At 45.9% G+C, this 22,668-nt stretch carries 23 protein-coding genes and 4 tRNA genes; 18 read left to right on the top strand and 9 right to left on the bottom strand.

Annotated elements, in window-relative coordinates; all coding sequences use genetic code 11:
- Positions 1 to 102: transposase (locus MOX91_RS01780; protein WP_370396569.1), on the top strand; the 102-nt coding region annotated here is incomplete at its 5' end.
- A complete protein-coding gene (locus MOX91_RS01785; protein WP_370396365.1) occupies positions 84 to 287 on the top strand; it encodes a hypothetical protein in 204 nt (67 codons plus the stop codon). The genes MOX91_RS01780 and MOX91_RS01785, both read left to right, overlap by 19 nt.
- Here the strand turns inward: MOX91_RS01785 and MOX91_RS01790 are convergent.
- Together MOX91_RS01790 and MOX91_RS01795 are read right to left on the bottom strand one after the other, a co-directional pair.
- Positions 258 to 334 (bottom strand) — tRNA-Val (locus tag MOX91_RS01790). The genes MOX91_RS01785 and MOX91_RS01790 overlap by 30 nt on opposite strands.
- A gap of 61 nt (positions 335 to 395) precedes the next feature.
- Positions 396 to 1,052 (bottom strand): HAD family hydrolase, encoded by a 657-nt coding sequence (locus MOX91_RS01795; RefSeq protein ID WP_370396366.1) that lies wholly within the window; start codon positions 1,050 to 1,052, stop codon positions 396 to 398.
- Positions 1,053 to 1,138: 86 nt separating this feature from the next.
- Here MOX91_RS01795 and MOX91_RS01800 point away from each other — a divergent pair, with 86 nt between their 5' ends.
- Entirely contained in the window at positions 1,139 to 1,447 is a 309-nt protein-coding gene (locus tag MOX91_RS01800) for a cupin domain-containing protein (protein WP_370396367.1), read from the top strand.
- A 56-nt stretch (positions 1,448 to 1,503) separates the two neighbouring features.
- Positions 1,504 to 3,276, top strand: a complete 1,773-nt coding sequence (locus tag MOX91_RS01805; protein WP_370396368.1) for a YgiQ family radical SAM protein — start codon at positions 1,504 to 1,506, stop codon at positions 3,274 to 3,276.
- A 29-nt stretch (positions 3,277 to 3,305) separates the two neighbouring features.
- Here MOX91_RS01805 and MOX91_RS01810 read toward each other — a convergent pair whose 3' ends face one another.
- The gene (locus MOX91_RS01810; RefSeq protein ID WP_370396369.1) at positions 3,306 to 3,686 is read right to left on the bottom strand and encodes a DMT family transporter; all 381 of its coding nucleotides are present in this window, start codon (positions 3,684 to 3,686) and stop codon (positions 3,306 to 3,308) included.
- Positions 3,687 to 3,812: 126 nt separating this feature from the next.
- Between MOX91_RS01810 and gnd the strand changes: the two genes are divergently transcribed.
- The 8 genes from gnd to MOX91_RS01850 all read left to right on the top strand — a co-directional run bounded on the left by gnd (position 3,813) and on the right by MOX91_RS01850 (position 10,664).
- Positions 3,813 to 5,234: a decarboxylating NADP(+)-dependent phosphogluconate dehydrogenase gene (gene gnd / locus MOX91_RS01815; RefSeq protein ID WP_370396370.1), complete on the top strand. Its 1,422-nt coding sequence runs from the start codon at positions 3,813 to 3,815 to the stop codon at positions 5,232 to 5,234.
- A 2-nt stretch (positions 5,235 to 5,236) separates the two neighbouring features.
- A complete protein-coding gene (gene zwf / locus MOX91_RS01820; RefSeq protein ID WP_370396371.1) occupies positions 5,237 to 6,700 on the top strand; it encodes a glucose-6-phosphate dehydrogenase in 1,464 nt (487 codons plus the stop codon).
- A gap of 2 nt (positions 6,701 to 6,702) precedes the next feature.
- Positions 6,703 to 7,425, top strand: a complete 723-nt coding sequence (gene pgl, locus MOX91_RS01825) for a 6-phosphogluconolactonase (RefSeq protein WP_370396372.1) — start codon at positions 6,703 to 6,705, stop codon at positions 7,423 to 7,425.
- 115 nt (positions 7,426 to 7,540) lie between these two features.
- Positions 7,541 to 8,836, top strand: a complete 1,296-nt coding sequence (locus tag MOX91_RS01830) for a glycoside hydrolase family 99 protein (protein WP_370396373.1) — start codon at positions 7,541 to 7,543, stop codon at positions 8,834 to 8,836.
- Positions 8,837 to 8,969: 133 nt separating this feature from the next.
- A tRNA-Tyr gene (locus MOX91_RS01835) sits at positions 8,970 to 9,056 on the top strand.
- Between the two features lie 282 nt (positions 9,057 to 9,338).
- Positions 9,339 to 9,671: a DMT family transporter gene (locus MOX91_RS01840; protein WP_370396374.1), complete on the top strand. Its 333-nt coding sequence runs from the start codon at positions 9,339 to 9,341 to the stop codon at positions 9,669 to 9,671.
- Positions 9,672 to 9,900: 229 nt separating this feature from the next.
- Complete coding sequence (locus MOX91_RS01845; RefSeq protein WP_370396375.1) at positions 9,901 to 10,218, top strand: hypothetical protein; 318 nt, start codon at positions 9,901 to 9,903, stop codon at positions 10,216 to 10,218.
- A 179-nt stretch (positions 10,219 to 10,397) separates the two neighbouring features.
- Positions 10,398 to 10,664, top strand: coding sequence for a hypothetical protein (locus tag MOX91_RS01850; protein ID WP_370396376.1), 267 nt, complete (start codon positions 10,398 to 10,400; stop codon positions 10,662 to 10,664).
- Here MOX91_RS01850 and MOX91_RS01855 read toward each other — a convergent pair.
- Positions 10,630 to 10,706 (bottom strand) — tRNA-Glu (locus MOX91_RS01855). The two genes, MOX91_RS01850 and MOX91_RS01855, sit on opposite strands and share 35 nt — an antisense overlap.
- A 151-nt stretch (positions 10,707 to 10,857) precedes the next feature.
- On the opposite strand from MOX91_RS01855, the gene MOX91_RS01860 reads away from it, so the two are divergent.
- Positions 10,858 to 11,604 (top strand): glycosyltransferase family 25 protein, encoded by a 747-nt coding sequence (locus MOX91_RS01860; protein ID WP_370396377.1) that lies wholly within the window; start codon positions 10,858 to 10,860, stop codon positions 11,602 to 11,604.
- A 4-nt stretch (positions 11,605 to 11,608) separates the two neighbouring features.
- Here MOX91_RS01860 and MOX91_RS01865 read toward each other — a convergent pair whose 3' ends face one another.
- The gene (locus MOX91_RS01865) at positions 11,609 to 12,094 is read right to left on the bottom strand and encodes a pyridoxamine 5'-phosphate oxidase family protein (RefSeq protein ID WP_370396378.1); all 486 of its coding nucleotides are present in this window, start codon (positions 12,092 to 12,094) and stop codon (positions 11,609 to 11,611) included.
- A 165-nt stretch (positions 12,095 to 12,259) separates the two neighbouring features.
- On the opposite strand from MOX91_RS01865, the gene MOX91_RS01870 reads away from it, so the two are divergent.
- From MOX91_RS01870 to MOX91_RS01880, 3 genes are read left to right on the top strand one after another with little or no spacing between them, the layout of a single operon-like run.
- A complete protein-coding gene (locus MOX91_RS01870) occupies positions 12,260 to 14,152 on the top strand; it encodes an LTA synthase family protein (RefSeq protein ID WP_370396379.1) in 1,893 nt (630 codons plus the stop codon).
- Between the two features lies 1 nt (position 14,153).
- Positions 14,154 to 14,534: a diacylglycerol kinase gene (locus MOX91_RS01875; RefSeq protein ID WP_370396380.1), complete on the top strand. Its 381-nt coding sequence runs from the start codon at positions 14,154 to 14,156 to the stop codon at positions 14,532 to 14,534.
- 54 nt (positions 14,535 to 14,588) lie between these two features.
- Complete coding sequence (locus MOX91_RS01880) at positions 14,589 to 15,686, top strand: prolyl oligopeptidase family serine peptidase (protein ID WP_370396381.1); 1,098 nt, start codon at positions 14,589 to 14,591, stop codon at positions 15,684 to 15,686.
- Here MOX91_RS01880 and holA read toward each other — a convergent pair whose 3' ends face one another.
- Both holA and MOX91_RS01890 read right to left on the bottom strand, forming a co-directional pair.
- Positions 15,687 to 16,772: a DNA polymerase III subunit delta gene (holA, locus tag MOX91_RS01885; protein ID WP_370396382.1), complete on the bottom strand. Its 1,086-nt coding sequence runs from the start codon at positions 16,770 to 16,772 to the stop codon at positions 15,687 to 15,689. It lies immediately after the preceding gene.
- Between the two features lie 45 nt (positions 16,773 to 16,817).
- Positions 16,818 to 17,750, bottom strand: a complete 933-nt coding sequence (locus tag MOX91_RS01890; protein ID WP_370396383.1) for a ThuA domain-containing protein — start codon at positions 17,748 to 17,750, stop codon at positions 16,818 to 16,820.
- Positions 17,751 to 17,871: 121 nt separating this feature from the next.
- On the opposite strand from MOX91_RS01890, the gene hflX reads away from it, so the two are divergent.
- The gene (gene hflX, locus MOX91_RS01895; protein ID WP_370396384.1) at positions 17,872 to 19,212 is read left to right on the top strand and encodes a GTPase HflX; all 1,341 of its coding nucleotides are present in this window, start codon (positions 17,872 to 17,874) and stop codon (positions 19,210 to 19,212) included.
- Between the two features lie 97 nt (positions 19,213 to 19,309).
- The gene (locus MOX91_RS01900; RefSeq protein WP_370396385.1) at positions 19,310 to 20,605 is read left to right on the top strand and encodes a putative porin; all 1,296 of its coding nucleotides are present in this window, start codon (positions 19,310 to 19,312) and stop codon (positions 20,603 to 20,605) included.
- Between the two features lie 1,225 nt (positions 20,606 to 21,830).
- Here MOX91_RS01900 and MOX91_RS01905 read toward each other — a convergent pair.
- Together MOX91_RS01905 and MOX91_RS01910 are read right to left on the bottom strand one after the other, a co-directional pair.
- A tRNA-His gene (locus MOX91_RS01905) sits at positions 21,831 to 21,907 on the bottom strand.
- 124 nt (positions 21,908 to 22,031) lie between these two features.
- Positions 22,032 to 22,538 carry an HdeD family acid-resistance protein gene (locus tag MOX91_RS01910; protein ID WP_370396386.1) on the bottom strand — a complete coding sequence of 169 codons (507 nt, stop codon included), beginning with the start codon at positions 22,536 to 22,538 and terminating at the stop codon, positions 22,032 to 22,034.
- Positions 22,539 to 22,668: the final 130 nt, after the last annotated feature.

Below are 22,668 nucleotides of genomic sequence, written 5' to 3' on the forward strand. Positions count from 1 at the left end.
TTCCATAGAAAAATGAAACTGATACAACGAATGGCTTATGGTTATCGAAACTTCCAAAATTACAGATTGAGGGTCTTGGTTCTATGCGGCGTCTTTCACTAAAATCCACTCTCTTTGGTGTTGACCCCAAAACTTTTGTGGTCGAACTTGTTTCACAAGTTCTCGTCTTGTTGATGGGTACAAAACTCCGTTCTCCGTCAAAGATTGTGGGCGCAAAAAAACGCGAACTGTTTAACATAGTTCGCGTTTTTTCTAAATGGTGGGCGGTACAAGACTCGAACTTGTGACATTCTGTGTGTAAGACAGACGCTCTAACCAACTGAGCTAACCGCCCGTTTTTCATAAAAGAAAGTTTGCAATACTGTTTAAGTATTTTTGTTTTGCAAGCTTTTTTTTCAAATTTTTTGCTTAGCCAATACTTTGTCGAAAAATGCAGCATCCAATCCCCTGTAATTCGGAATTACATCCACGCAAAACTTCTCGATTTTCTCTTTCGGGTATGTAGTCGCAAGCCCTATGACGTTCAATCCCGAAGCCTTGCCTGCCGCAAGCCCCGCGTTTGAGTCTTCAAAGACAAATCCGCTTGTCTTATCCGCGCCGAAAATTGACGCTCCGAGCAGGTAGCATTCCGGATCGGGCTTGGATTTTTTTACGCGCTCTGCCGTAATCACGTCGTCGAAAAAGCCGCGAAGTTCGGGTCTGCGCGCGAAGACGCTTTGCATTTTCTTCTCGTTTGAGCTTGTGACGATTGCCGTGTTTGTCCCCGCGCGCTTTATGGCGTCAAGAAATTCGAGTATGCCTTCGATGTAATCGTAAGGCATTTCGCGCTCAAAAATATCGAGTTCCCGCGTTATTTTGGCTTGGGCTTCGGGGTTGTCCGCAAAAAATTTGTCGAATACCTGCGTTAGGGTATTGCCCTTGATGCCCGCCGCAAAGTTTTTAATTTCAGGGTGGTAGATAGCGCCTTGTTTATCCCAAAACTTTGTATATTCAGCTTCGGTATCGACAATCACTCCGTCCAAGTCAAAAAGTGCCGTAAATTTTTTTGCCATAAAAAAGGAAAGTCTGCATGAAAAATTTTTTCAATCAACAAAAAATTCGATTGTCGGAAAATTGCGGAATGTTTAAAAATATTTTTATGGATAATTTTTTCAGCATGGTCGGATTGCGGAGCGGTTCGGAAGAAACCGAAATCTTGGCGCAGTCGGAAAATTTCAGGGTTGAGCGCATTGTTTCAAACAGAGCCTCGTCTCCTGATGGATTTTGGTATGACCAAGAGGAAGACGAGAAGGTTTGGGTGTTGCAAGGCGAGGCGCAGATAGAGTTTGAAGGCGAAGTCGCGTTTTTGAAAAAGGGGGACGGCTTGCTTATAAAACGGCATGTTTTGCACAGGGTAAGGCGCACTTCCGAGGACTGCGTATGGCTTGCAATATTCGGAAATTTTTAGATAAAAAAATGTCGCATGCCGCGCGGAAAATATGTTTATATGGCGGATAAATTTTTATGTCTTTTCCACGCGACATTCTTTTGAAATTTGTTCCGATGCTTCCCGAAGAGGTTGAGGCGAGGGGTTGGGACGGCATTGACATTTTAGTAATTACGGGAGACGCCTATGTGGACCATCCTACTTTCGGTCCGTCTCTGATTGCGAGGGTTTTGCTTGACGCGGGGTACAAAGTTGCGATTTGTGCCCAGCCCGACTGGAAAAATCCCGATTCCTTAAAGGCGTTTGGCAGACCCCGTTTGGGGTGCGCCGTCGCAAGCGGCAACATGGATTCGATGGTAAAGATTTACACTGCGGGCAGGCGTCTTCGCAGGGAGGACAGGTTTTCACCAAATGGGGAGCTTGGGCGGTGTCCGCCGCATGCTTCGGTTGTTTACAGCCAGCTTGCGCGCCAGGCATTCCCCGGAATAACGGTAATATTGGGAGGGGTTGAAGCAAGTTTAAGGCGCATTGCCCACTACGATTATTGGCAGGATAAAATGCGCCCGAGTGTGCTTGTCGATGCCAAGGCGGATTTGCTTTGCTATGGCATGGGCGAGCTTACGATGCTTGAAATTTTCGGCAGGCTTAGGGACGGCAAAGACCTCAAAAACATTCGCGGAACTTGCCGTTATCTTGGAGGGAAGGAAAGCGAATCTTTCGAGCTTGGGGAAGATTGCAGGGAGCTTCCGAGTTTTGAGGAAATATGCTCCGACAAGCTTGCGATAATGCGCGAGACAAAAATAGCGGAGTCTGAAACAAATCCGTGGAACGCCAAAAGGCTTGTCCAGCGGACGCGCGGCAGAATTTTGCTTGTCGAGCCTCCGCGCCCGCCTTTGACGCAGGAGCAGTTCGATTATTTTTGCGAGCTTCCGTTTTCGAATTTGCCGCATTTCTCGTACAAGGAAAAAATTCCCGCGTGGGAGATGATAAAAGAATCCATACCCGTAGTGCGGGGATGCCCCGGCGGGTGCGCGTTTTGCGGATTGGTGTCGCATCAGGGCAGGCATTTGGTTTCGCGCAGCAAGGAAAGCGTGCTGCGGAGCATAAAGAGGCTTTCGCAGGAGAAGTTCTTTCGCGGAACAATCAGCGACATCGGAGGGGCGGCGGGCAATATTTACGGGCATTCCCCCCGCGACCCCGAAATTTGCAAGAAGTGCAGGCGTTATTCTTGCCTATTCCCGTCTTTTTGCAAAAATTACAATGCGAAAGAAGAGCCTTTGATGGAGCTTTTGGACTCGATAATGAAGCTTCCGAAAGTCAGGCACTGCTTCATAAATTCGGGGGTTCGCCTGGATTTGGCTCTTGCCCAGCCGAGGCAGACGAGGAAGATAATAAAAGACCACGTTTCGGGGCAGGTCAGCGTCGCGCCCGAGCATCTCGACGGCAGGGTTTTAAGCCTCATGCGCAAGGGCAAGGCGGGAGAGTTCGAGGCTTTCAAGGAGATTTTTGACGAAGTGAACAGGCGCGTCGGCAAACGCCAGTTTATGGTTCCGTATTTCATTTCAAATTTCCCCGGATGCACCGCGGAGAACATGGAAGTGGTTGACAAGTTTCTTGCTAAATCGAATTGGAGCTTGCAGCAGGTTCAGGATTTCATTCCGCTTCCGATGACTATGGGGGCTGCGATGTACTGTTCTGAAATTGCGCCCGATTTTTCCCCGATAAAAGTGAACAAGGGTCTTGCCGAGCGCAGGCAGCAGCGCGATGTCCTTAAAAAAACGCGCGGCTTTTCCGCAAAATCGGGCAAAAGCAAATTCAAGGAAAAATCCTTCGGAAACAAAAAACGCTAAAAAAGTCGCGTTTAAGCGACTCAAATTTTTTAAGAGTGGTTTGAAAGAAGCGGAAGCCCCACAACGCCTATCAGGATGAACGCAAGGCACAAAATCCTTGCGAGCTGGAAAGGTTCGTGAAAAATAAAAATCCCATAGGTTGCGACTCCGAGCGCGCCTATGCCCGTCCAAATCGCGTAAGCTGTTCCAACGGGCAGGGTGCGTATGCACAAATTTAGAAACGCAAAACTAAGTATCGCGAAAACGCACACGAAAACGGAGGGAATGATTTTTGTAAACCCTTCCGAGTATTTCAGCATGACGGCAAATCCGACTTCAAACGCGCTTGCGGAAAACAATAATACCCACGCAAGCCTTGCGGACGGCGCGCGCATAAAAAATTCGATGGCGTTTGATATTAAATCGTGCATATTTGTTCAAATAAAAGAAATAAGAATATTTGACATAAATTGCATTGGTCAAGACTTAAAAAAACATCGTCATTATTTAGGACGGCTGAAATTTTCCGATAAAGAGCGCGTAAATCTTTTTTATTTATGGAAAAATCTGAATTCGGAGTTGTGGGTTTGGGCGTAATGGGCTCGAACATAGTGTTAAATTTGGCGGACAAAGGCGTGAAAGTCAGCGTTTTCAATCGTTTGTCAAAGGGCAAAAAAAATGCGGTTGAAGCTTTTTTAAGAGGTGAAGGCGCAGGCAAAAAAATTTTGGGATTTACTAATTTAAAGGATTTCGCGCAGAGTTTGGAAAGCCCGAGAAAAATCCTTTTGATGGTGAAGGCGGGCGATGCCGTAGATGAAATGCTAAGGGGGCTTCTGCCGTTTTTAAGCCGCGGCGATATTGTCATCGACGGCGGAAATTCAAATTTTAAGGATACCGCAAGAAGGCTCGATGAACTGGAAGACAGCGGGATTTTGTTTGTCGGAGCGGGAATTTCGGGAGGCGAAGAAGGTGCGAGAAACGGGGCTTCGATTATGCCCGGGGGGAACGAAAAGGCATGGGGCAAAATAAAGCCGTACCTTCAAAAGATAGCTGCCAAGCTCCCGAACGGGGAGCCGTGCTGCGAATGGATTGGCGGCGGCGCAAGCGGGCATTTCGTAAAGACAATCCATAACGGAATTGAATACGCCGACATGCAGATGATTGCGGAAATATATCAGACCATGCGAAAGAGCGGCAAGTTTTCCAACGAGGAAATGGCGGAAGTTTTTGAAAAGTTTAACCGCGGAAAGCTCGAAAGTTTCCTGATTGAAATCACTGCAAAAATTTTGCGGCACAAAGACGAAAACGGGCAGTTTTCGCTCGATTTGGTTTTGGACGCCGCGGGGCAGAAAGGCACCGGGAAGTGGAGCGTCGAAAGCGGAGCGGAACTTGGCAGCCCGATTTCGTGCATCGCGGAGGCTCTGTTTGCGAGGTTTGTGTCGGGCATGGTTGAAATGCGCAAATCGGGGGCGCGGATTTTCGGTTCGGAATGCAAATTCAACATGCCAAGCGGGGCGATGGGCGCGGTGCTGGAAAATGCTTTGTACGCCGCAAAAATAATCGCCTATGCTCAGGGTTTTTCAATATTGTCCGCCGCATCGAAAAAATTCGGCTGGAATTTAAATCTTGGAGAAATCGCCAAGATATGGCGCGGAGGGTGCATAATAAGAGCGAAGTTTTTGGACAGGGTGACAGAGGCGTTTTCCGCGGACTGCGATTTGGAAAATCTGCTGTTTAGCGAATTTTTCGCGGAGGAAATCCGTTCAAGCGTGAACAGCTTGAGGGAAGTTTCAAGCCTTGCCGCGCAGGGCGGAATTTCAATGCCTGCAATGTTTTCCGCGCTCGCGTATTTTGATTTTGTGCGCCAGACGGAAAGCCCTTCCAACTTGATTCAGGCGCAGAGAGATTTCTTCGGGGCGCACACTTACGAGAGGACGGACGCGCCGCGCGGAGAATTTTTCCATACGAAATGGGAGTGAAAATGGAAAGACCCAAGAATCAAATATTGGCGATATTCGGAGCTTCTGGAGACCTTGCGAAGCGGAAGCTCATGCCGTCGCTATACGAGCTTTTTTCGCGCGGAATGATGCCCGAAAAATTTGCCGTTTTGGGGGTGTCGAGAACGAACTTCGACGACGAGTCTTTCAGAAAGTATGCAGGTGAAAACATAAGAAGTTTTTTGAAGGACAAAGAGCCTGATTCGGAAATCTTGGACTCGTTTTTGTCGCGCGTGTTTTATCTTTGCATAGACACTTTAAACGAAGATTCCTATTTTCGGCTTCGGGAGAAATTTGTTGAAATCCGCGAAAAGACGGAAATTCCCGACAATATTTTGTTTGATCTTGCCACTCCTCCCGACATGTATCGCATAATTCCACGCGCCTTGAAAAAAGCGGGGCTTAACAAGTCGAAAGAGGGCGGTTTCAGGCGGATAATAGTTGAAAAGCCTTTCGGCTTCGACCTTGAAAGTTCGCAAGACATAAATTCCGAGCTTTTGAAAATTTTTGAAGAAAACGAGATTTTGAGAATAGACCATTACCTTGGCAAGGAGACTGTGCAAAACATATTGGTTTTGCGGTTTGCAAACGGAATATTCGAGTCTCTTTGGAACAGGAATTTCATAGATTCTGTGGAAATCCGCGCGTCTGAAACTTTGGGCGTCGAAAACAGGGGCGGATATTACGACGGCGCGGGGGCGTTGCGCGACATGGTTCAAAGCCATCTTTTGCAGCTCATGGCGTTTGTCGCAATGGAAGCTCCCGCAACTTTCGATTCGGAATCAATAAGAGACGAAATCGCAAAGGTCTTGCGCAGTTTAAAACCGCTGTCCGATTCGGACATTAAAGCCGACGTGATACGCGCCCAATATTTGGGATATGCGCGGGAAAAGGGCGTCTCGGAAAATTCTTCGACCGAAACTTACGTTGCGATGAAATTCTTTATTGAAAACTGGCGTTGGGGCGGAGTGCCTTTTTACATCATAACGGGCAAGGCAATGCCCGAAAAAACTTCGGAAATCGCAATAAGGTTTAAGGCGGCGCCGCAAAAACTCTTCAAGGGGCAGTGCTGCGGCTCGTCCTGCAATTCCCTTACTATTCGGATTTATCCCGACGAGAGCATATCGCTCATGTTCGGGCTTAAAGTTCCGGGGGCGGGTTTTGAGGTTCGTCAGGTTAACATGGACTTCAACTACAAGTCCATTTCTCCAAAGCGTTTGCCCGACGCCTACGAGCGTCTGCTTTTAGACGCAATGTTAGGCGACAACACTCTCTTTGCCCGCAACGATTCCCAAAGCTATTCATGGAAGTTTGTCGAGCCGATTTTAAACTTTTGGCGCATGGAAGGAAGGGAAAATTTGCATGTATATGAAAAGGGGGTATTCCCGCCGGTTTTTAAAGAACTGCGCGATGCCGACGTTTGCAAAATAGAACCAACTGAAAGTTAAAAATGATAAATTTTGAAAATTTTAAGAACGCAAAAGATGCGGTATTCGCGCTATCGAATGCGTTGCAGACGCTGGTTGCCATGCGCGAATCGCGGTTTTTCAACCTTGCGCTTTCGGGCGGAGGCACCGCTAAGATTATGTTTGAAATATGGCGCGATTTCTTCTCAAAAAAAATTGACTGGAGCTCCGTGCGCTTTTTTTGGGTTGACGAAAGAATGGTTGAAGACTCTTCAAGCGAAAGCAATTTCGGAGAGGCGTACAGGAATTTTTTCGAGCCGCTTAAAATTCCAAATTCGCAGATTTTTAAAATAGACGGAACATTGCCGCCCGAAGACGAAGCGGCGAGGTATGAGCGCGAAGTTTTCAATGTCCTTGAAGACGCGGGTAAAAAATATTGCGCAGACACTCCGCAATTCGACTGCGTCATTCTCGGCTTGGGTACGGACGGGCATACGGCTTCGATTTTTTCGGGGGATAAAGAGGCCTTGACGACCAAGCGGATGTTTGTTCCCGCAAGGCATCCTGAAAGCGGGCAAATGCGCCTTACCATGTCCGCAAACGCCGTTTTAAATTCCCATGAAATTTTCATGCTTGTTTTGGGCGACGCTAAAAAGGAAGCATTGAGGCGTCTGTTTTCAGACATCGCAAAAAAATCTCCCGAATTGCCCGCGTCATTTATTGTGAAAAACGCCGCCGATATTTCCATTTTTACGGATTTTGTTTGAATTTTTGCATCGCGCCTCAAAAAAGGCTTTATTTTTTTTCAAACAGACTCTATTTTACGCATAAAATTTTTACGCAACATTTTATAACGGGGGAATTTATTTATTTATGCATAAAATGAAAATTTTGTTCTTAGGACTTGCGGCTTTTGCGTCTCTTTCGCTTTCCGCCCAGTCCAAACACGGCACGAATCCAATCCATACGAGCTACAAGGGCAAAGTTATGGCGGGCTACCAGGGCTGGTTCAGGGCAAAGGGCGACGGCTCAGGCAGAGGCTGGGTTCATTGGGGTTCGCGCGGTTTTTCCGAAAACAACTGCACTGTTGAGGCTCTTCCTGAAATGTCGGAATACGAAAACCGCTATGAGAGCGGTTTCATAAAAGACGGCAAGCCCGTTAAGGTATTTTCTTCTTACGACTATCAGACTGTCGATACCCATTTCAAATGGATGAAAGAGTACGACATTGACGGCGCGATGGTTCAAAGATTTTTCGGAACAACCAATCCGCATTATCGGCATGACGGCGTTAAGATTTTGAAAAACGCGCAGGAGGCGTCGAAAAAATACGGCAGGGCTCTGGTTGTGATGTACGACTTGTCGGGCGCGCGCAAGGGGCAGGATATTTCACAAAGGCTCATTGACGACTGGAAGTTTTTGGTTGACGAATTGAAAATCACAGGCGGCGAGAACACAAACTATCTTTTCCACAACGGCAAACCGCTCGTTTCAATTTGGGGGCTTGGGTTTGTCGATAGACCATACGACCTCCAAACAATGGGCATCGAAAAGTTCATCAAGTTTTTGAAGGAAGACAAGGAGTACGGCGGTTGCTCGATTATGATTGGCGTTCCGCCTACGTTCCGCACTCTCGACTTGGACACTTTGCCCGACCCGAAGCTTCACGAAATCATGAAAATGTGCGACGTGGTTTCTCCGTGGAATCCCGGCAGGTTTAAGCTCGACGGAACAAAAGAGACAAAAGACGCGCTTCTTGAACTTCTAAACGACAGGGTTTCAAAAGACGTCAAGTTTTGCGAGGAAATGAATGTTGACTACGCCCCCGTCATTTATCCAGGGTTTAGCTGGTACAACCTCATGAAAACCCGCGGGCAGTCGGCGGAATTTAACAGCGCTCCCCGTTTGAAGGGCGAATTTTATTGGACGCTCGCAAAGGCGATGATAGACAACGGCTCAAAAATGATATACGTTGCAATGTTTGACGAAGTTGACGAAGGCACGGCAATATTTAAAATAAGAGACGACATTACTGAACTCGGCGGTTGCAAATTCCTTACAAACGAGGGTATGGGAAGCGACTATTACCTATACCTTACGGGGGAAATAGGCAAAATTCTGCGCGGCGAAAGCAAAATGACAGAAATGCCTCCCGTCCGCAAAAACTCGTATAAATAGCATGGCAATTTCGGAGATTTAGGCGGGGCGGGGCAAAGCATTGCCCTGCTTTTTTTGCGATTTAAAAATTTTTTAAAAAAAAGCTTGGCAAAGAATAAAAAATTTGTACTGTGTAATACTTTCAAAAATGCTTGGTAAGGTATCCAAGTGGCTAAAGGGCGCGGACTGTAAATCCGTTCAGTTATGCTGTTCACTGGTTCGAATCCAGTCCTTACCACCATTTGATAATTAACGACTTAGGAAATTCCTAAGTCGTTTTTTTTGTGTTTTTCGCTAAAAATTCAAATTTCATAAGTTGTTGATAATTGCCCATATTTTCCCGCTTTTCCCAAAAAATCTACAAAATTTTTTTATGTTTTTTGGCTTAAACAGAGCTCATTGCATTGAGTTTATTTATTCCACAAATCCTGACAATAGAAAGAAAAGCATTGATAGAGATTTTATAGGAATCTCTTTTAAAATTACGGATTGACGAATTTTTGTTTTGGGAGATTATTTCATTATGAATGCCTATTTGATTTTATTTGCCGCAATCGTCTTTGAAATTATGGCGACTTCGCTTGTCAAGCTTTCAAACGGATTTACGAATTTGCTTCCGACATCGGTTTTGTTGGTTTTTTACGGAATTTCTTTTTATCTTCTGTCGCTTTCCGTAAAGACGATTCCGCTTGGCATAGCTTACGCAATTTGGTCCGGAGTTGGGATTGTCGTCATATCTTTTTTAGGGATTTTTGCCTTCAAGCAGAATCTTGATTTTCCCGCAATACTTGGAATTGCGCTGATTATGATTGGGTGTGTAATTATAAATATTTTTTCAAAGTCATCGGTTCATTAAATTAAAGTTCCGCGATTTTTCATAAAGACGGGACAAGTTTTGTAAATCGCTTGTCGGTGGATTGTGCTGTACTTCGCTTGTTCTTGCGGGTAAATTGCAAATGCAATTTATGCCATCCCTGCCAAACACAAAAAAACCGCAGTTTCCTGCGGTAATTTTTCAAGCTGGCATTTGTCGTGGGATTGCACTGCGCTTCGCTTGCCCTTTGGGTAAATTGCAAATGCAATTTATGCTATCCCCATCAAACATAAAAAAAACCGCAGTTTCCTGCGGTAATTTTTCAAGCTGGCGTCCCCACGGGGATTGTGCTCGCGGCTTGGTTTTGCTTTGCAAAATCCGCGCCGTCTCGGCACTCGCTACGCTCGGCTCTTTTTGCGAATGCAAAAAGCCACCGTCTCAGGCTGTCGCTTCGCGCCACCTTCGGTGTCGAACCCCAAGGGGTTCTCATCCCGTAGGAATACAAAAAAAGAGGTTCGCTTTCGCAAACCTCTTTTTGAACTGGCGTTTGTCGTGGGATTGCACTGCGCTTCGCTTGCCCTTTGGGTAAATTGCAAATGCAATTTATGCCATTCCCGTCAAGCATAAAAAAACCGCAGTTTCCTGCGGTAATTTTTCAAGCTGGCGTTTGTCGTGGGATTGCACTGCGCTTCGCTTGCCCTTTGGGTAAATTGCAAATGCAATTTATGCCATCCCTGCCAAACACAAAAAAGCCCGCAAACGTCTTGTTTGCAGGCTTTTCAAGCTGGCGTCCCCACGGGGATTGTGCTCGCGGCTTGGTTTTGCTTTGCAAAATCCGCGCCATCTCGGCACTCGCTACGCTCGGCTCTTTTTGCGAATGCAAAAAGCCACCGTCTCAGGCTGTCGCTTCGCGCCACCTTCGGCGTCGAACCCAAGGGTTCTCATCCCCTTGGAACAAAAAAAAAGCCCGCAAACACTCTTGTTTGCAGGCTTTTCAAGCTGGCGTCCCCACAGGGATTCGAACCCTGGTCGTAAGAATGAAAATCTTATGTCCTAACCGGGCTAGACGATAGGGACGTAGCTCGATTTAAAGCTTATATACGATACGAATGCTTTTTGCTTTTGCAAGAAAAATTTTTAAAAAAATCCAAATTATTTTATGTTTTTAATTTTGACAGCTTCAATCCGTTATTAAATATAGAACTATTAAATTATATTTTGTCGTTTTATGGATGATGTTCAAATTATTTTGATAAATTTGAATTCCGATACGGAGCGTCTGTCCCGCATTTCCGCGCGTTTGGAGCAAATGGGCTTGGATTATGTGAGAATGCCTGCGGTTGAAGGTAAAAGTTTGGAAATAAACGGCGGGATTTTCAATGAGGCGGCTTTCAGGCGCAATATGGGAAAATTTACAAACAAGAATGAAATTGCCTGTTATTTGAGCCATTATGAGGCGTTGAAGCTCTTTCTGAAATCGGGAAAGAAGCATGGGCTTATTCTCGAAGATGACATGGTTTTCAATTCGGATTTCAGAAAGGTTTTGGAGAGTGTTCTGGCTCTTGATTTCCGTTGGGATTTCATAAAATTCAACGCCGCTTCCGACAAGGGATTGGGCAATGTCAAGGTTTGCGGCTTGTTTGGCAAATACAAGCTTGTTGCGTCCCTCTTTTCAAAGAAAAAATCGGGAGCGTATATTGTAAACCGCAAAGCCGCCGAAAGTCTGGTCGAAAAGCTTTTGCCCATGACTGTTCCGTTCGACCACGAAATGGTTAAGTTTTACAAGTACAACATCCGCCAATATTCTGTTTTCCCGTCTCCCTCTGAAGAGGAAAAAAGAGGTTCTTCCATCGGCGGATACGGAAAAAAGAAGTCTAAATTCCCTTTTTACAGGAGGGTGAGCGTGTTTTTTTACAGGTATTTTTACATTATGCCTTTAAGACTTTTTTATTTTGGCAGGCTTTTGGGCAGGTAGGCGTTCATTTTTGCATTTTCTTTTCGCCCTTTGTCTTTGCGGAGACAAACTCGATGTCGAGTCTAAGCACTGCCGTTCTTCCGATGGAAGAATCTATGTATTTTTCCCCGATGTCTTCAAAGCCCTTTGAATATTTTTTTAATAGAAGGCGCAGTGCCTTGCGCTTTTCCTCTTCTTCGAAAACTTGCAAGATTTTACCTTGAGCAATGACGCTTTGGTATGATGTCGTAAATTCATTCGGGCGGACTCTCGTTTTCCCGACAACTGCAAACGATACATTTGCGCAGTTTTTTAAGGCTTCGAGCTTTCTGCCCTCGGGCGCGCAGTGGAAGTAGAGCTTGTTTTCTTCGCGGGCGTAGCTTATGGGAATTCCGTATCCTGAATTTTCGTCGGCGAACGCCAAAAATCCGTATTCTGCATTGGATAGCAGTTCGTCGGATTCTTCCGAATTCCAAATTCTGTCTTTTCTTCTTATTTCTTTGTATTGCATGGTTTTCAGATTAGATTGTTTTGCCGCTTTTTGAAAAGCGCAAAATTTGATTTTTCTTGAAGAGGTTTGAAATTTCCGATTTAGTTTATTAGTTTTAAAGATAATGCACAGGTTTGCATGTTTGCGAATTTTTAACAAATTCTTTACTGCGCCTTAATTTTACAAATGAAATATTTGATAAGAGACTTGATTTTATTTTGCCAGCTGTTTGCGGTATATTTCATCGGCAGGGCGGTATTGCTTTTGCTTTTCGGTGCGGATAAGATTGAGCTTATTACGGGCAAGTGGCTTTGGCTTTCAGTGCGGTTTGATTTGATGACGTCGTCTTATCTCATATTGCCTTCGTTTGTTTTGACTTTCATTGCGATTTTTTGGCGCGACGGGCGTTGGATTGAAAAGGCGAAGATTTCATACAATGTCTTTATTCTTTCTTTATCGCTGTTTTTGGCGGTTTTGAACATTTGCTTTTTTTACGAGTACAAAAGCCAGTTCAACCAGTGGATACTGGGCATCTTTTACGACGACTTCCGCGCGATTATGATGACGATAGTGAAAAGCTATCCTATATTTCCCATCTTTTTGGGAATATTGGTCTGCACGTTCCTAATTTATCTTTCGGTGAAATTCGTTTACATGCGGACGTCTAAATGCGCCGTTTTTAACAGAATGCGCACGAAAATCGCGGCGTTTGCGCTTTGCGCCCCGCTTTGCGCGTTCTGCATGATGGGCGCGGATTTCGACGGCGAGCCGCTGACTCCCACGAGCGCGGTAATTTCGGAGTCTCCGTTTTTGAACAATTTGATACCCAATTCCGCGTACTGCCTGCGTTTCGAGCTTAAAACGCACTTTGAATTTCTGACGTTTGAAGATTCCATAAGCTTTTTCAACGTGAAAAAATCGGAGCTTCGCGGCATTGCAAATTCCCTTTTGGGCGGGGGGCGCGAACTTAATAACATTGACGACGGGTTGAAGCGCGTTGCAAAGGGTTCTCCGCTTAAATCGAAGCCATCGCACATATTTTTAATCATTGCGGAAAGTCATTCTGCGTGGCCTCTTGCGCCGCAGCATCAAAGCCGCAATTTAATGCCCGAAACCTTGAAGCTCTGCGAAAAGGGGCTTTCTTCCAAACGCGCGGTCTCCGCGGGAATAGGCACTTCCGACACAACCACCTGCATTTTGGGCGGCATTCCTTTTGCCGTTCTTTCCCCCGGTTGCATAAAAGACTATCCGACCGATTTTTCGCTTGCCAATTTGATGAAAAGTTTTGGCTACAAGACGAGCTTTTTTTGCGGCGCGGCTATGTCTTGGTGTGACATTGGCTCTTTCTGCAAGAAAATGGGTTTTGACGAAGCCATTGGGGGGGACGAAATCAGCCCGCTTTATTTTCAGTATGAATGGGGCGTTCCTGACAAGGAATTTTACCGCTACATTGTTGACCGCAAGCTCGACTGCCCGACTTTCAACGTAATTTTGACTGTTTCAAACCACCCTCCGTACGAAGTTGACTTGAAAAAGGAAGGTTGCCCCAACGTCATCGACAGCCCTCTCGAAAACAAGGTTCAGCACATGTGGTATGCCGACAAGTCCATCGGCGATTTTGTGCGCAACATTCGCGCGAAATATTCAGACGCCTTGATTATAATAACGGGCGACCACAATGCGCGTCTTACTCCGAAGTACTTGGAAGACGACATCGAATACAAGATGTGCGTTCCCTTGATTTTCACGGGCAAGCCGATAGAGGATGCGGGGCTTCAAAACGAATTGGGCTTTACATCGCATATAGACATCATTCCGACATTGGTTGAGCTGTTGGCGGACAAAGGCTTTGAGTACAAGGCTTGGGGAACTCCGATGTTCGGGGAAAAGCGGACGGTAGAGCCTCTTAATCCATACTGCGTGGTTTATGACGGCGTTTTGCGGGATGTAAAGAGCATAGACTGTTCGGAAGACGCCCGCAGGCGCATGAATTCCTTTTTGGCGTTGGCGTATTGGCGCGCGGTAAGGGGCGCGGAATTTCCGAGCGCGGAAGAAATTTCCGATGAGGAAGGGGAGTAAAATGGAGAGTGCGCCGCGCAAAAACAAAGGGGTTATCCGAATCTTAAAGGCTTTCACCTATTCTTGGGACGGCATAAAAAACGCCTTGAAAAATGAGGCGGCTTTCAGGCAGGAGTTTGCTCTGTCTGCCGTTTTAATTCCGCTTGCGCTGTTTTTGGATGCGGAAATTTCGGAAAAGCTTTTGCTTATTGGTTCTGTACTCTTGCTTTTAATCGTCGAACTTCTAAATTCCGCCGTAGAGGAGTGCGTAAATCTTTGCACAGATAAAATTCATCCGCTTGCAAAGCGCGCAAAAGATATGGGAAGCGCGGCGGTGCTCTTTGCCGTAATCAATTTGATTGCAGTTTGGTCTGCTGTTTTGTGGAAGCTCTTTTGTTCTTGAAAAAGCCGAAAATTTCAGTTTTCATTTTTTATGTATAAAAATATTGCTTGCCGTATGAAAAAAGTATTAGTTGCATTGCTTGCCGCATCGTTAATTTCAGGTGTTTTCGCCCAATCCGCGCAGGAAAGAGAAGCTAAAAAGCTTGCCGAAATAAAGCAGAGGGCGGACAGGCTTTACAAGGGGTTGAATGTAGAGCGCGATGTCGTTTACAAAAAATTTAAAGGCAAAGACGTCACAATGGACATCGTTTTGCCGCGCGAGCAGAAGTTCAAGGGCGGCGCGCCGATTCTTGTGAACATTCACGGCGGCGGTTGGAACGGCGGCGACAGGTACCATGTCGGCGGCCCTTGGGCAAAGGCATTGAATGAAAAGGGCATTGCCGTTGCCACAATATCCTACACTTTTGCGGAAGACGGCAAGACGGACATAACAAACTGCATAACGGACGTAAAAGACGCCTTGCGTTTCCTTGTCAAAAATTCCAAAAAATACGGCATCGACCCCACCAGAATGATTACGACGGGGCATTCCGCGGGCGGGCATTTGTCTTTGCTTGCGGCGCTTTCGCCAAACGACAAATTTGTGGGAGACCCTTCTCTTAAAAAGTACGAGCCGAAGTTTGTCGGCGCGATAGGCTTTGCCCCCGCCGTTTCTTTCGTAAATCCGGAAGCCGACTACAAGGGAACCGTAAGTTACGGTGCGGGTTGTTTTGCGCGTTTGATGGGCGGTTCTCTCGATGAAATCCGTAAATTTCAAAAAGAATGCGAGGGCAATTCGTTTGAGTTTTTGAAGGAGAAAAATCCGAAAGACAAGCGCATAGCTCTTGCCGAAGAAGTAAGCCCCATAAATTATCTTAGCCGTTCTTCATGCCCTGTTTTAATAATTCACGGCTCCAAGGACGATTTGGTGTCTTACAAGGCGTCGAAACTCATGGCTGAAAAGGCAAAAAAGCTTGGCGCGGACTTGATTTATATAGAAGTGACGGGAGCCGACCATGGTTTGGGAGGTGCGAAAATTCCGCAGACTGACGAGGAAAAAGCCGCAAACATCCAGCGTTTTGAAGAAATATCGGTATCGAAGGATGCCCAGGGAAAAATTCGCGACTTGTTTTTGTTGCGCCACATGTTAGACGGCGTTGAGCCTTTGAAATAATCAGGCTTTCAGGTAAAGTTCGCGCATAACCTGCTCGTCTGAGTTTGAGCCGCGCTTTATCAGCTCTTCAAAGGCTTTAACGAAATTCATTTGGTTGTCGATAAGCTTTTTTAAGGGGGTTTTCGACGCTATCGGCGCGAGCCTGCCAACGGCGAACGGATTTTGGGTGAAGATGTTGTAGGCTGTCTTTGAATCGCTTTTAAAAACTTCGGCGTATTCGTCCGCCAGCCTTTCAAGAGAACCTTTCGGAAGCCACCTGTCGGTTTTGGGAAGCTTGCCATCGTCCATCAACGCTCTGATTTGGATAAGCATTGAATTTTGGCGTTGCAAGTTTGTGAGAATGGGGCGCGCGCTCGCGTTTTTGTTCGTGAAAAAATATCTGTGTATGGCTGCGGCAGATTTTTCCAAATCGCCCTCGTAGTAAAGCGAAACCAACTCGAAAAAGTTTCCCTCCCCGAAAATCGGCACGAGGGTTAGGACGTCTTTTGTTGTGATTTTGCCTTGAAAATTGACATAAGAGGCGAGCTTTTCAAGCTCCTGCAACGCCATTCTCGGGTTTGCCGCCACCGTTGAAATCAAAATTTCCGCCGCGTCATAGCCAAGCTCAACGCCGAGTTTTTCCGCGCGAGTTTTCAAGAGCTGCATGCACGCTTCTGTCGCGTTTGCGCTTTCAAACGATTCAAATTCCGAAATTTCTTTCAGCATCTTGAAGGCTTTTTTGCGCTTGTCAACAGGGCACGCGCTTATCAAAAATGCGACTTCGTCGGGTTTGAATTTGGCGGCGGTTTCAGCCATCTTTTCGAGAGCCGCCTGCGTGTCTTTGCTACGGCCGTTTGCGTCGTTTATGAAGTTCAATCCCCTGAGCCACACAATTTTTTTGCCGCCGAAAAGCGACATTGTGGCGGCGGCTTCGATTGCCTGGGCGCAGATTTTCTGCGCGTCGGCAGAGTTGCCTGCCGAGCCTTGCACCACTTCCTTTGACATGTCGCAAACCGCGTCTTTTGCAAGCTCTGCAAAGATTTCTTGAGCGCGGTTGTCGGCGATGAATTCGTCGTCGGCGCAAATGAAGTAAACGGCTTTTCCCATAGTGAAGTTTATTGGTTTTGATTTTTCCCAAACGGGGCTTTCAAGTCAATCCAAACTTTGCCATTGCGACATTTGTTTTTGCCAGCGTTCCTTGTATGGGATTATGTCGGGGCGTTTTTCCTTTGTAATTTTCTTTTCGATTTCTTCTACGCTTGGCGTTTTTGCCTCAAATCCGTTTTCGGGAACTTCTATTTTGGCAAGCCATGCGCTTGAATTTAGCATTATCTTAAAGAAGTCGGGATTTTTCAACGCCCAAACTGCATGCCCCGCCGTAAGCCCGAAGCCGCGCGTTCCGTTCGGGTTTTCATACGCCCATGCGATTGTCTCTTCCCTTCCCAAATTTTCGCGCACGAATTTGTTGCCTGTGTGCGGGCCGAACATGAATTTGCGAACTTTATCGGGAGGCGTCGTTTTTGCAATGTGCGCAATGTTTGCGCCGTCTTTAAAGCGTATGTTGAAGTAGATTTCATCTGTTAAAACGAAAGGTTTTACGCCGTTTGAAACAGGATGTTTTGCGAATTTTTCAAACTTTGCCTCGAACGTGGGGTTTACCGAAAAATACGTTTCGTAAACGCCACCGATAGCGTCTTTTATGGCGTCTTCATTGTCGTTTTTTGTCGGAGTTGTGGAGTAGTGGACAAACGCGAAGCTTGTGCCGTTTTCGTTTAGCGATTTTATGAGGCCGCTCTTGCCCTTGAACGGGTGATGGTCTTCGCCTTCCGCTATCACATAGATTGCGTCGTATTTTTTAAGGCTTTCAAAATCGGCGTTTTCGTCTAAATTTACCGCGCTTGCGAAAGCCTTTTCGCCGAATGCGGCGTTTGCGGCGTCGCTTAGAATTTCGCACATTATTTTATTTTCATGGTCTCCCCAATAGTGTATCGACTTGCCGTAGCCGAAGGCGATTTTCTTTTGTGAAGCGCATGAGGCGCAAAGAATTGAGCATGCAAAAAACAAAACTGTACGCAAAATTTTCATGCTAAAAAGACTTAAATTTATCGCCGCTTTTGTAAAGTTGAAAAAGAAAATGTCGAAAAATCAGCTTGCGGATTTTTATAAAATGGCAACAATGTCTTTAAGATGAAAGAAATTATTTGGCATGGTGGAGCGCACTAATTCAAAAGACGAGCCGCTTCAATTAAAAAAGGCTTATTTGGTCGGATTGCGCAAGGACGGAGAAAGCGAAGAGTTTGCGCGAGGGCTTTTGGACGAGCTTGCGGAGCTTGTGGAAAATATCGGCTTTGAAGTGGCGGGAAGCATTTGCGTCAATCTGCGCGAGCCTAATCCCCATTATTTGGTGGGCGCGGGCAAGTTTGCTGAAATCAGGCGCGAGGCGAAAAAGCTCAAAGCCGACTGCATTGTTTTTGACGATTCAATCACTCCCGCCCAGCAACGAAACTGGGAGCATGAAACCCGAAAATGCGTAATCGACAGGCAGGAAGTTATTTTGGAAATTTTTGCGCGCAGGGCAACTACCAAAGAAGCCCGCTTGCAAGTCGAGCTTGCGCGGCTTGTTTACAGCCTGCCGCGCTTGAAGAGGGCATGGACGCATTTAAGCAGGCAGCGCGGCGGTGGCGTAACCCAGCGCGGCGCGGGTGAAAGTCAGCTTGAAACCGACCGAAGGAGGGTCGTTGAAAGAATTTCACGGCTCAAAAAAGACATAGAGCTTGTCGGCAAAGTCCGCGCAACCCAGCGCAAGAGGCGCGACAGGTCGGATATTCCCACCGTCGCCATTGTTGGCTACACGAACGCGGGGAAGTCCTCTCTTATGAACTATCTTTCGGGTGCGGGTGTTCTTGCCGAAAACAAGCTTTTCGCGACTCTCGACCCGACGACGAGGGAGCTGAAGCTTCCAAGCGGCTCTTCCGTTTTGATTACCGATACCGTAGGCTTTGTGCGCCGACTTCCGCACAATTTTATCGACGCCTTTAAATCGACGCTGGAAGAGGCGGCTTTTGCCGACTTGTTGATACATGTTGTGGACGCTTCAAATTCGGACGCGCATTTGCATGTCAAAACCACGATGGAAGTGCTGTCTCAGCTCGGGGCGAATGAAAAGCCATGCATAACATTGCTAAACAAAATCGACGCTGTAAAAGACCCGTTCGCCCTGCACGCTCTTAAATTCGACTGTCCCGACTCAATCGAGGCAAGCATAAAAAACAAAGAGGGCATGGACGAGTTGATTGCAAGGCTTGAAGATTTTGTGTCGGACAAGGCAAAAACAATGAAGTTTTTGGTGCCGCACAGCAATTACAAGCTGATAACTCTCTTGGAGGATTTCGGCGCGGTGCGCAAGAAAGCCTATTGCCACGAGGGTGTTGCCGTCTGCGCGTGCGTTCCTGTCCGTTTCGTCTCCGCCGTAAAATCGGGCGCGAGAATTTTGGACGATTTTGAGTTTGGCGAAATTATCGAAAAAGAGCTGATTTTTACCTCCTGAACGCGAAATTTGCCTTGCGGATAAAAAGGCTTGCATTCTTTTTTATATGTGAGATTTTCTATTTGAACAATTTTAAAGACAAAAAATTTAACGTTCAATGAAGAAGATTTTTTTGACAGCCCTCATGGCGTTTATTACTGCGATTTCAGGCGCGCAAGACAAAAGTTTGCTTGAAACGCTTGTAAAAAACGGGACGCTCACCGAAGATCAGGCTCGTAGGCTCATAAAGGACAGCGTGGTTGTGACTCCTTCGAGCGTGAATACGAAAATTTTGACTATCGGCGGCGGAGTGCAGGCATGGTATTCATGGGGCAAAAATTCCGTGAAAAGCCCGAATAACCTAAATGGCGCCGCAGACACGAACGGTTTTGAGCTTCGGTACGTCAAAGTTGGCTTGAGCGCGGAAATCATCGGCGGATGGCTGATTGACGTAATTGCAGACTTCGGCTCCGAGGGCGTCAAGCGCAACTATTTGGACAAGGTTGTCATCTCCAAGCAGTTCGACTGGGAATTTTTGCCCGGCAGGTTTGATGTCGGCATGAAAAAAGTCAACATGGGCTATGAGCAGAATATGGACGACTTCGATTTGCTCACCATCGAACGCTCTGTCGCGACATGGTTTTTCACGCGCCCCAATGCTTACAGCGATGACGTTATGAAGAATTTCGGCTCCCGCGCAATCGGATTGTTTTGGAGCGGAGACATTGTGCAGGTAAAGGGTTTAAGCTATGGCGTTTCTGTTGTCGGCGGCAATTCGTATGAGGGCAGCAGCGCGTACAAGGCGAATTACGAAGGCAACAACGATTTGTCTTTCTATGCAAATTTGGCGTATCACGAAGAAGGATTTTTGGGGGATAAGCCGATGTATTGGGACGCGGGCTTAAACTTCGGATACGCCAACGGCGGCTTTGTGAAAAACGGGGACGACAAAAACAAAGTTTGGGGCGTAAATCCTTACTTCACGATTAGATATAACGACTTCACTCTTATTGCCGAATATTTCATACAAGGGGTCGAAGACGGCAAATACGCTTCAAACAAAGACGCCTTCCCTCAGGGCATAAATTTCATTTTGTCTTATAAATTCGATATGGACGAAATCGGAAAGATAGAGCCGATATTCCGCGCTTCCTGGCTTTCGACAGATTCAATGGGCTTCAATCCCGTCACAATGGGCGGTTTTTCCACTCCCGGGGACGTTTACAACTTGTACAACAAGGCTCAGACTTTTTATCTGGGGGTAAACTGGTACGTCATTCCCGCGGTTAAGGTTTCGTTCGGCTATGAATGGGGCGAATATCGCGGTGCGGTCGGCAATACGGAAAACCAAACGCCTTTGGCGTCGCGCGCGATGTCGAATGCGTTTAGGGCGTCTTTGCAAGTCCTCTTCTAAAAAAACGGAATAAAACGGGCGGAAAAAAGATAAAATCTTTTTGGAATTCTACAGCTACGCTTCCTTAAAAGGATTTTTTCCGCCCTCGCGCTCCATGTTGGCTTTTACTTCGACTTGCGGACGTAAGTTCGCCGACGCTCGTAAAAGCTCAACAGACAGGGTTCCCAAAAATGTTTTTGAAGAAAACTTTTTGGGATGTACTCATCGCGCGTTTCTTCCGTTTTTTTACGTACCCAAAGTTCCCACCTATCAAACATCTGAAAGATAAAGAGCTAACGCTTCCATAGTAGATAGATTTTTTACCCATTTGTACTCGCTTGCTTCGCAAGTCTCGGCACTCGCTACGCTCGGCTCTTTATCTTTCGGCAAAGCTACCCACTTAAAACGTGGTCAGCACTCCATTGCACTCGCTCGCTTGGTTGGCTTCGCTAATCCGCGCTGTTCTCGCCCCTTCGGGGTAATTTGCTTCGCAAATTATGCTACCCACAAACTTGCTTCGCAACTTGCGTGTTCGCAAAACACAACAGACAGGGTTTCCAAAAATGTTTTTGAAGAAAACTTTTTGGGATGTACTCATCGGGCATTTCTTCCGTTTTTTTTACGTACCCAAAGTTCCCACCTATCAAACAGCTTGGCGCAATCCCGTACCCATTCCAATTTCGCGTATCAAATAGCTGAATTTTAGTTAGGGTTTGTTTTACACACTCGCAACCTATCAAGCAACTTAACGAAAATCCGTCTCCATTCCAACACGGCGTATCAAATATATTTTTTTAATCAGGGTTTGGTTTTCTGTTTATTTTTTGTTTTACGTCCCAAAGTTCACACCTATAAAACATCACATACTTTACAGTTAACGCTTTCGTAATAGATAGATTTTTTGCCCATTTGTATTCTCATTTGCATTCGCAAGTATTTAGGCATGATTCTTTTGCTTGTTTGAAGAATCTTTCTTTATAAGCAACTTTTACCTTTACGCCGAACAGTTTTTCCATAAAATCATATAAAAATATAAAATATTTTTTTGGGAGGAGCTTTATGAAAAAGTTGTTTTTGCTTTTAATGTTTTTTACGCCTTGTTTTTTCTATGCATCAGCAATGGAAGGAATGATATTCAAATTTTATTCAAAATAAACCTTTTAATACTGCATAAAAATGTCAGGGCGCAAAAAAAACGCAAAACTGTTGCTTTTAGGTTGCGTCAGTTTTGCGTTTATTGGTTTTATGGGGTGGATAACGGGACTCGAACCCGTGACCCTCGGAACCACAATCCGATGCTCTAACCAACTGAGCTACATCCACCATTAAATAAAAGAAATAGAACAATCATATTTCTTTGTTTTGTCAAGCGTTTTGATTGCTTTTTTTCGGGCGCAAAAAAATCGGGGTATGCTTTCCCCGATTTTTTTGTTTTTAACGGCGTTTTTCAGATTTCTTCTTTGGGAAGGCTCGGCTGCATTAGTATTGTTATGCCCGTAAAGAGCAGGTTGATACCCACAAGCAGTCCGATAAATCCAAGCCCCGCGTTTATGTTTAGCAGGATTATCGCGCCAAGCAGGATGTTTACTATGCCGTTTAGCAGGGTCATCGATGTGTTTGCGTGGCGTTTTTTCTTTGCCGCCCAGTAGAAGAGGGTGAAAATTCCCTGCGTCAAAAATATTGCGCCGATTACCATTGTAAGCATAAATGTTCCCTGCACGGGGTAGGCGAGCATTATAAAGCCGCCGATTGCGTACAATACCGCGATTGCCAGATATATCGCCTTGTCCCATCCCCCTTTTTGCCGCGGAGACTGAAACAGCGTAAATATTGCCCCAACGAAGAAGCATGCGCCAACGATTATTTCAACGGATATTGAGGTTGCGATTGGGAATGCGATACAGAATAATCCCGCCAGTGCGAGAATCAAGCCTATGAATTTGTCTGATTTCATTTTTTTGCCTTTTTTTTGAATTGTTTTTTTACTAATCGGAAACTTCTTTTAAATGCTAACGATAAATTCCTTAATGTTTGACTTTGCCGAATGAAGGCGTTTTGATTATTGCGATAAAAATAAGGGTTTT

This window comes from Intestinicryptomonas porci (assembly GCF_033971905.1).
In the GTDB taxonomy this organism is placed as follows: domain Bacteria; phylum Verrucomicrobiota; class Verrucomicrobiia; order Opitutales; family Intestinicryptomonadaceae; genus Intestinicryptomonas; species Intestinicryptomonas porci.

What these genes read in the sequence shown, in the direction of transcription:
- MOX91_RS01785 (WP_370396365.1), top strand. Translation starts at nt 84, where the DNA reads ATGCGGCGTCTTTCACTAAAATCCACTCTCTTTGGTGTTGACCCCAAA.
- MOX91_RS01795 (WP_370396366.1), bottom strand. Translation starts at nt 1,052, where the DNA reads ATGGCAAAAAAATTTACGGCACTTTTTGACTTGGACGGAGTGATTGTC.
- MOX91_RS01800 (WP_370396367.1), top strand. Translation starts at nt 1,139, where the DNA reads ATGGATAATTTTTTCAGCATGGTCGGATTGCGGAGCGGTTCGGAAGAA.
- MOX91_RS01805 (WP_370396368.1), top strand. Translation starts at nt 1,504, where the DNA reads ATGTCTTTTCCACGCGACATTCTTTTGAAATTTGTTCCGATGCTTCCC.
- MOX91_RS01810 (WP_370396369.1), bottom strand. Translation starts at nt 3,686, where the DNA reads ATGCACGATTTAATATCAAACGCCATCGAATTTTTTATGCGCGCGCCG.
- gnd (WP_370396370.1), top strand. Translation starts at nt 3,813, where the DNA reads ATGGAAAAATCTGAATTCGGAGTTGTGGGTTTGGGCGTAATGGGCTCG.
- zwf (WP_370396371.1), top strand. Translation starts at nt 5,237, where the DNA reads ATGGAAAGACCCAAGAATCAAATATTGGCGATATTCGGAGCTTCTGGA.
- pgl (WP_370396372.1), top strand. Translation starts at nt 6,703, where the DNA reads ATGATAAATTTTGAAAATTTTAAGAACGCAAAAGATGCGGTATTCGCG.
- MOX91_RS01830 (WP_370396373.1), top strand. Translation starts at nt 7,541, where the DNA reads ATGAAAATTTTGTTCTTAGGACTTGCGGCTTTTGCGTCTCTTTCGCTT.
- MOX91_RS01840 (WP_370396374.1), top strand. Translation starts at nt 9,339, where the DNA reads ATGAATGCCTATTTGATTTTATTTGCCGCAATCGTCTTTGAAATTATG.
- MOX91_RS01845 (WP_370396375.1), top strand. Translation starts at nt 9,901, where the DNA reads ATGCTATCCCCATCAAACATAAAAAAAACCGCAGTTTCCTGCGGTAAT.
- MOX91_RS01860 (WP_370396377.1), top strand. Translation starts at nt 10,858, where the DNA reads ATGGATGATGTTCAAATTATTTTGATAAATTTGAATTCCGATACGGAG.
- MOX91_RS01865 (WP_370396378.1), bottom strand. Translation starts at nt 12,094, where the DNA reads ATGCAATACAAAGAAATAAGAAGAAAAGACAGAATTTGGAATTCGGAA.
- MOX91_RS01870 (WP_370396379.1), top strand. Translation starts at nt 12,260, where the DNA reads ATGAAATATTTGATAAGAGACTTGATTTTATTTTGCCAGCTGTTTGCG.
- MOX91_RS01875 (WP_370396380.1), top strand. Translation starts at nt 14,154, where the DNA reads ATGGAGAGTGCGCCGCGCAAAAACAAAGGGGTTATCCGAATCTTAAAG.
- MOX91_RS01880 (WP_370396381.1), top strand. Translation starts at nt 14,589, where the DNA reads ATGAAAAAAGTATTAGTTGCATTGCTTGCCGCATCGTTAATTTCAGGT.
- holA (WP_370396382.1), bottom strand. Translation starts at nt 16,772, where the DNA reads ATGGGAAAAGCCGTTTACTTCATTTGCGCCGACGACGAATTCATCGCC.
- MOX91_RS01890 (WP_370396383.1), bottom strand. Translation starts at nt 17,750, where the DNA reads ATGAAAATTTTGCGTACAGTTTTGTTTTTTGCATGCTCAATTCTTTGC.
- hflX (WP_370396384.1), top strand. Translation starts at nt 17,872, where the DNA reads ATGGTGGAGCGCACTAATTCAAAAGACGAGCCGCTTCAATTAAAAAAG.
- MOX91_RS01900 (WP_370396385.1), top strand. Translation starts at nt 19,310, where the DNA reads ATGAAGAAGATTTTTTTGACAGCCCTCATGGCGTTTATTACTGCGATT.
- MOX91_RS01910 (WP_370396386.1), bottom strand. Translation starts at nt 22,538, where the DNA reads ATGAAATCAGACAAATTCATAGGCTTGATTCTCGCACTGGCGGGATTA.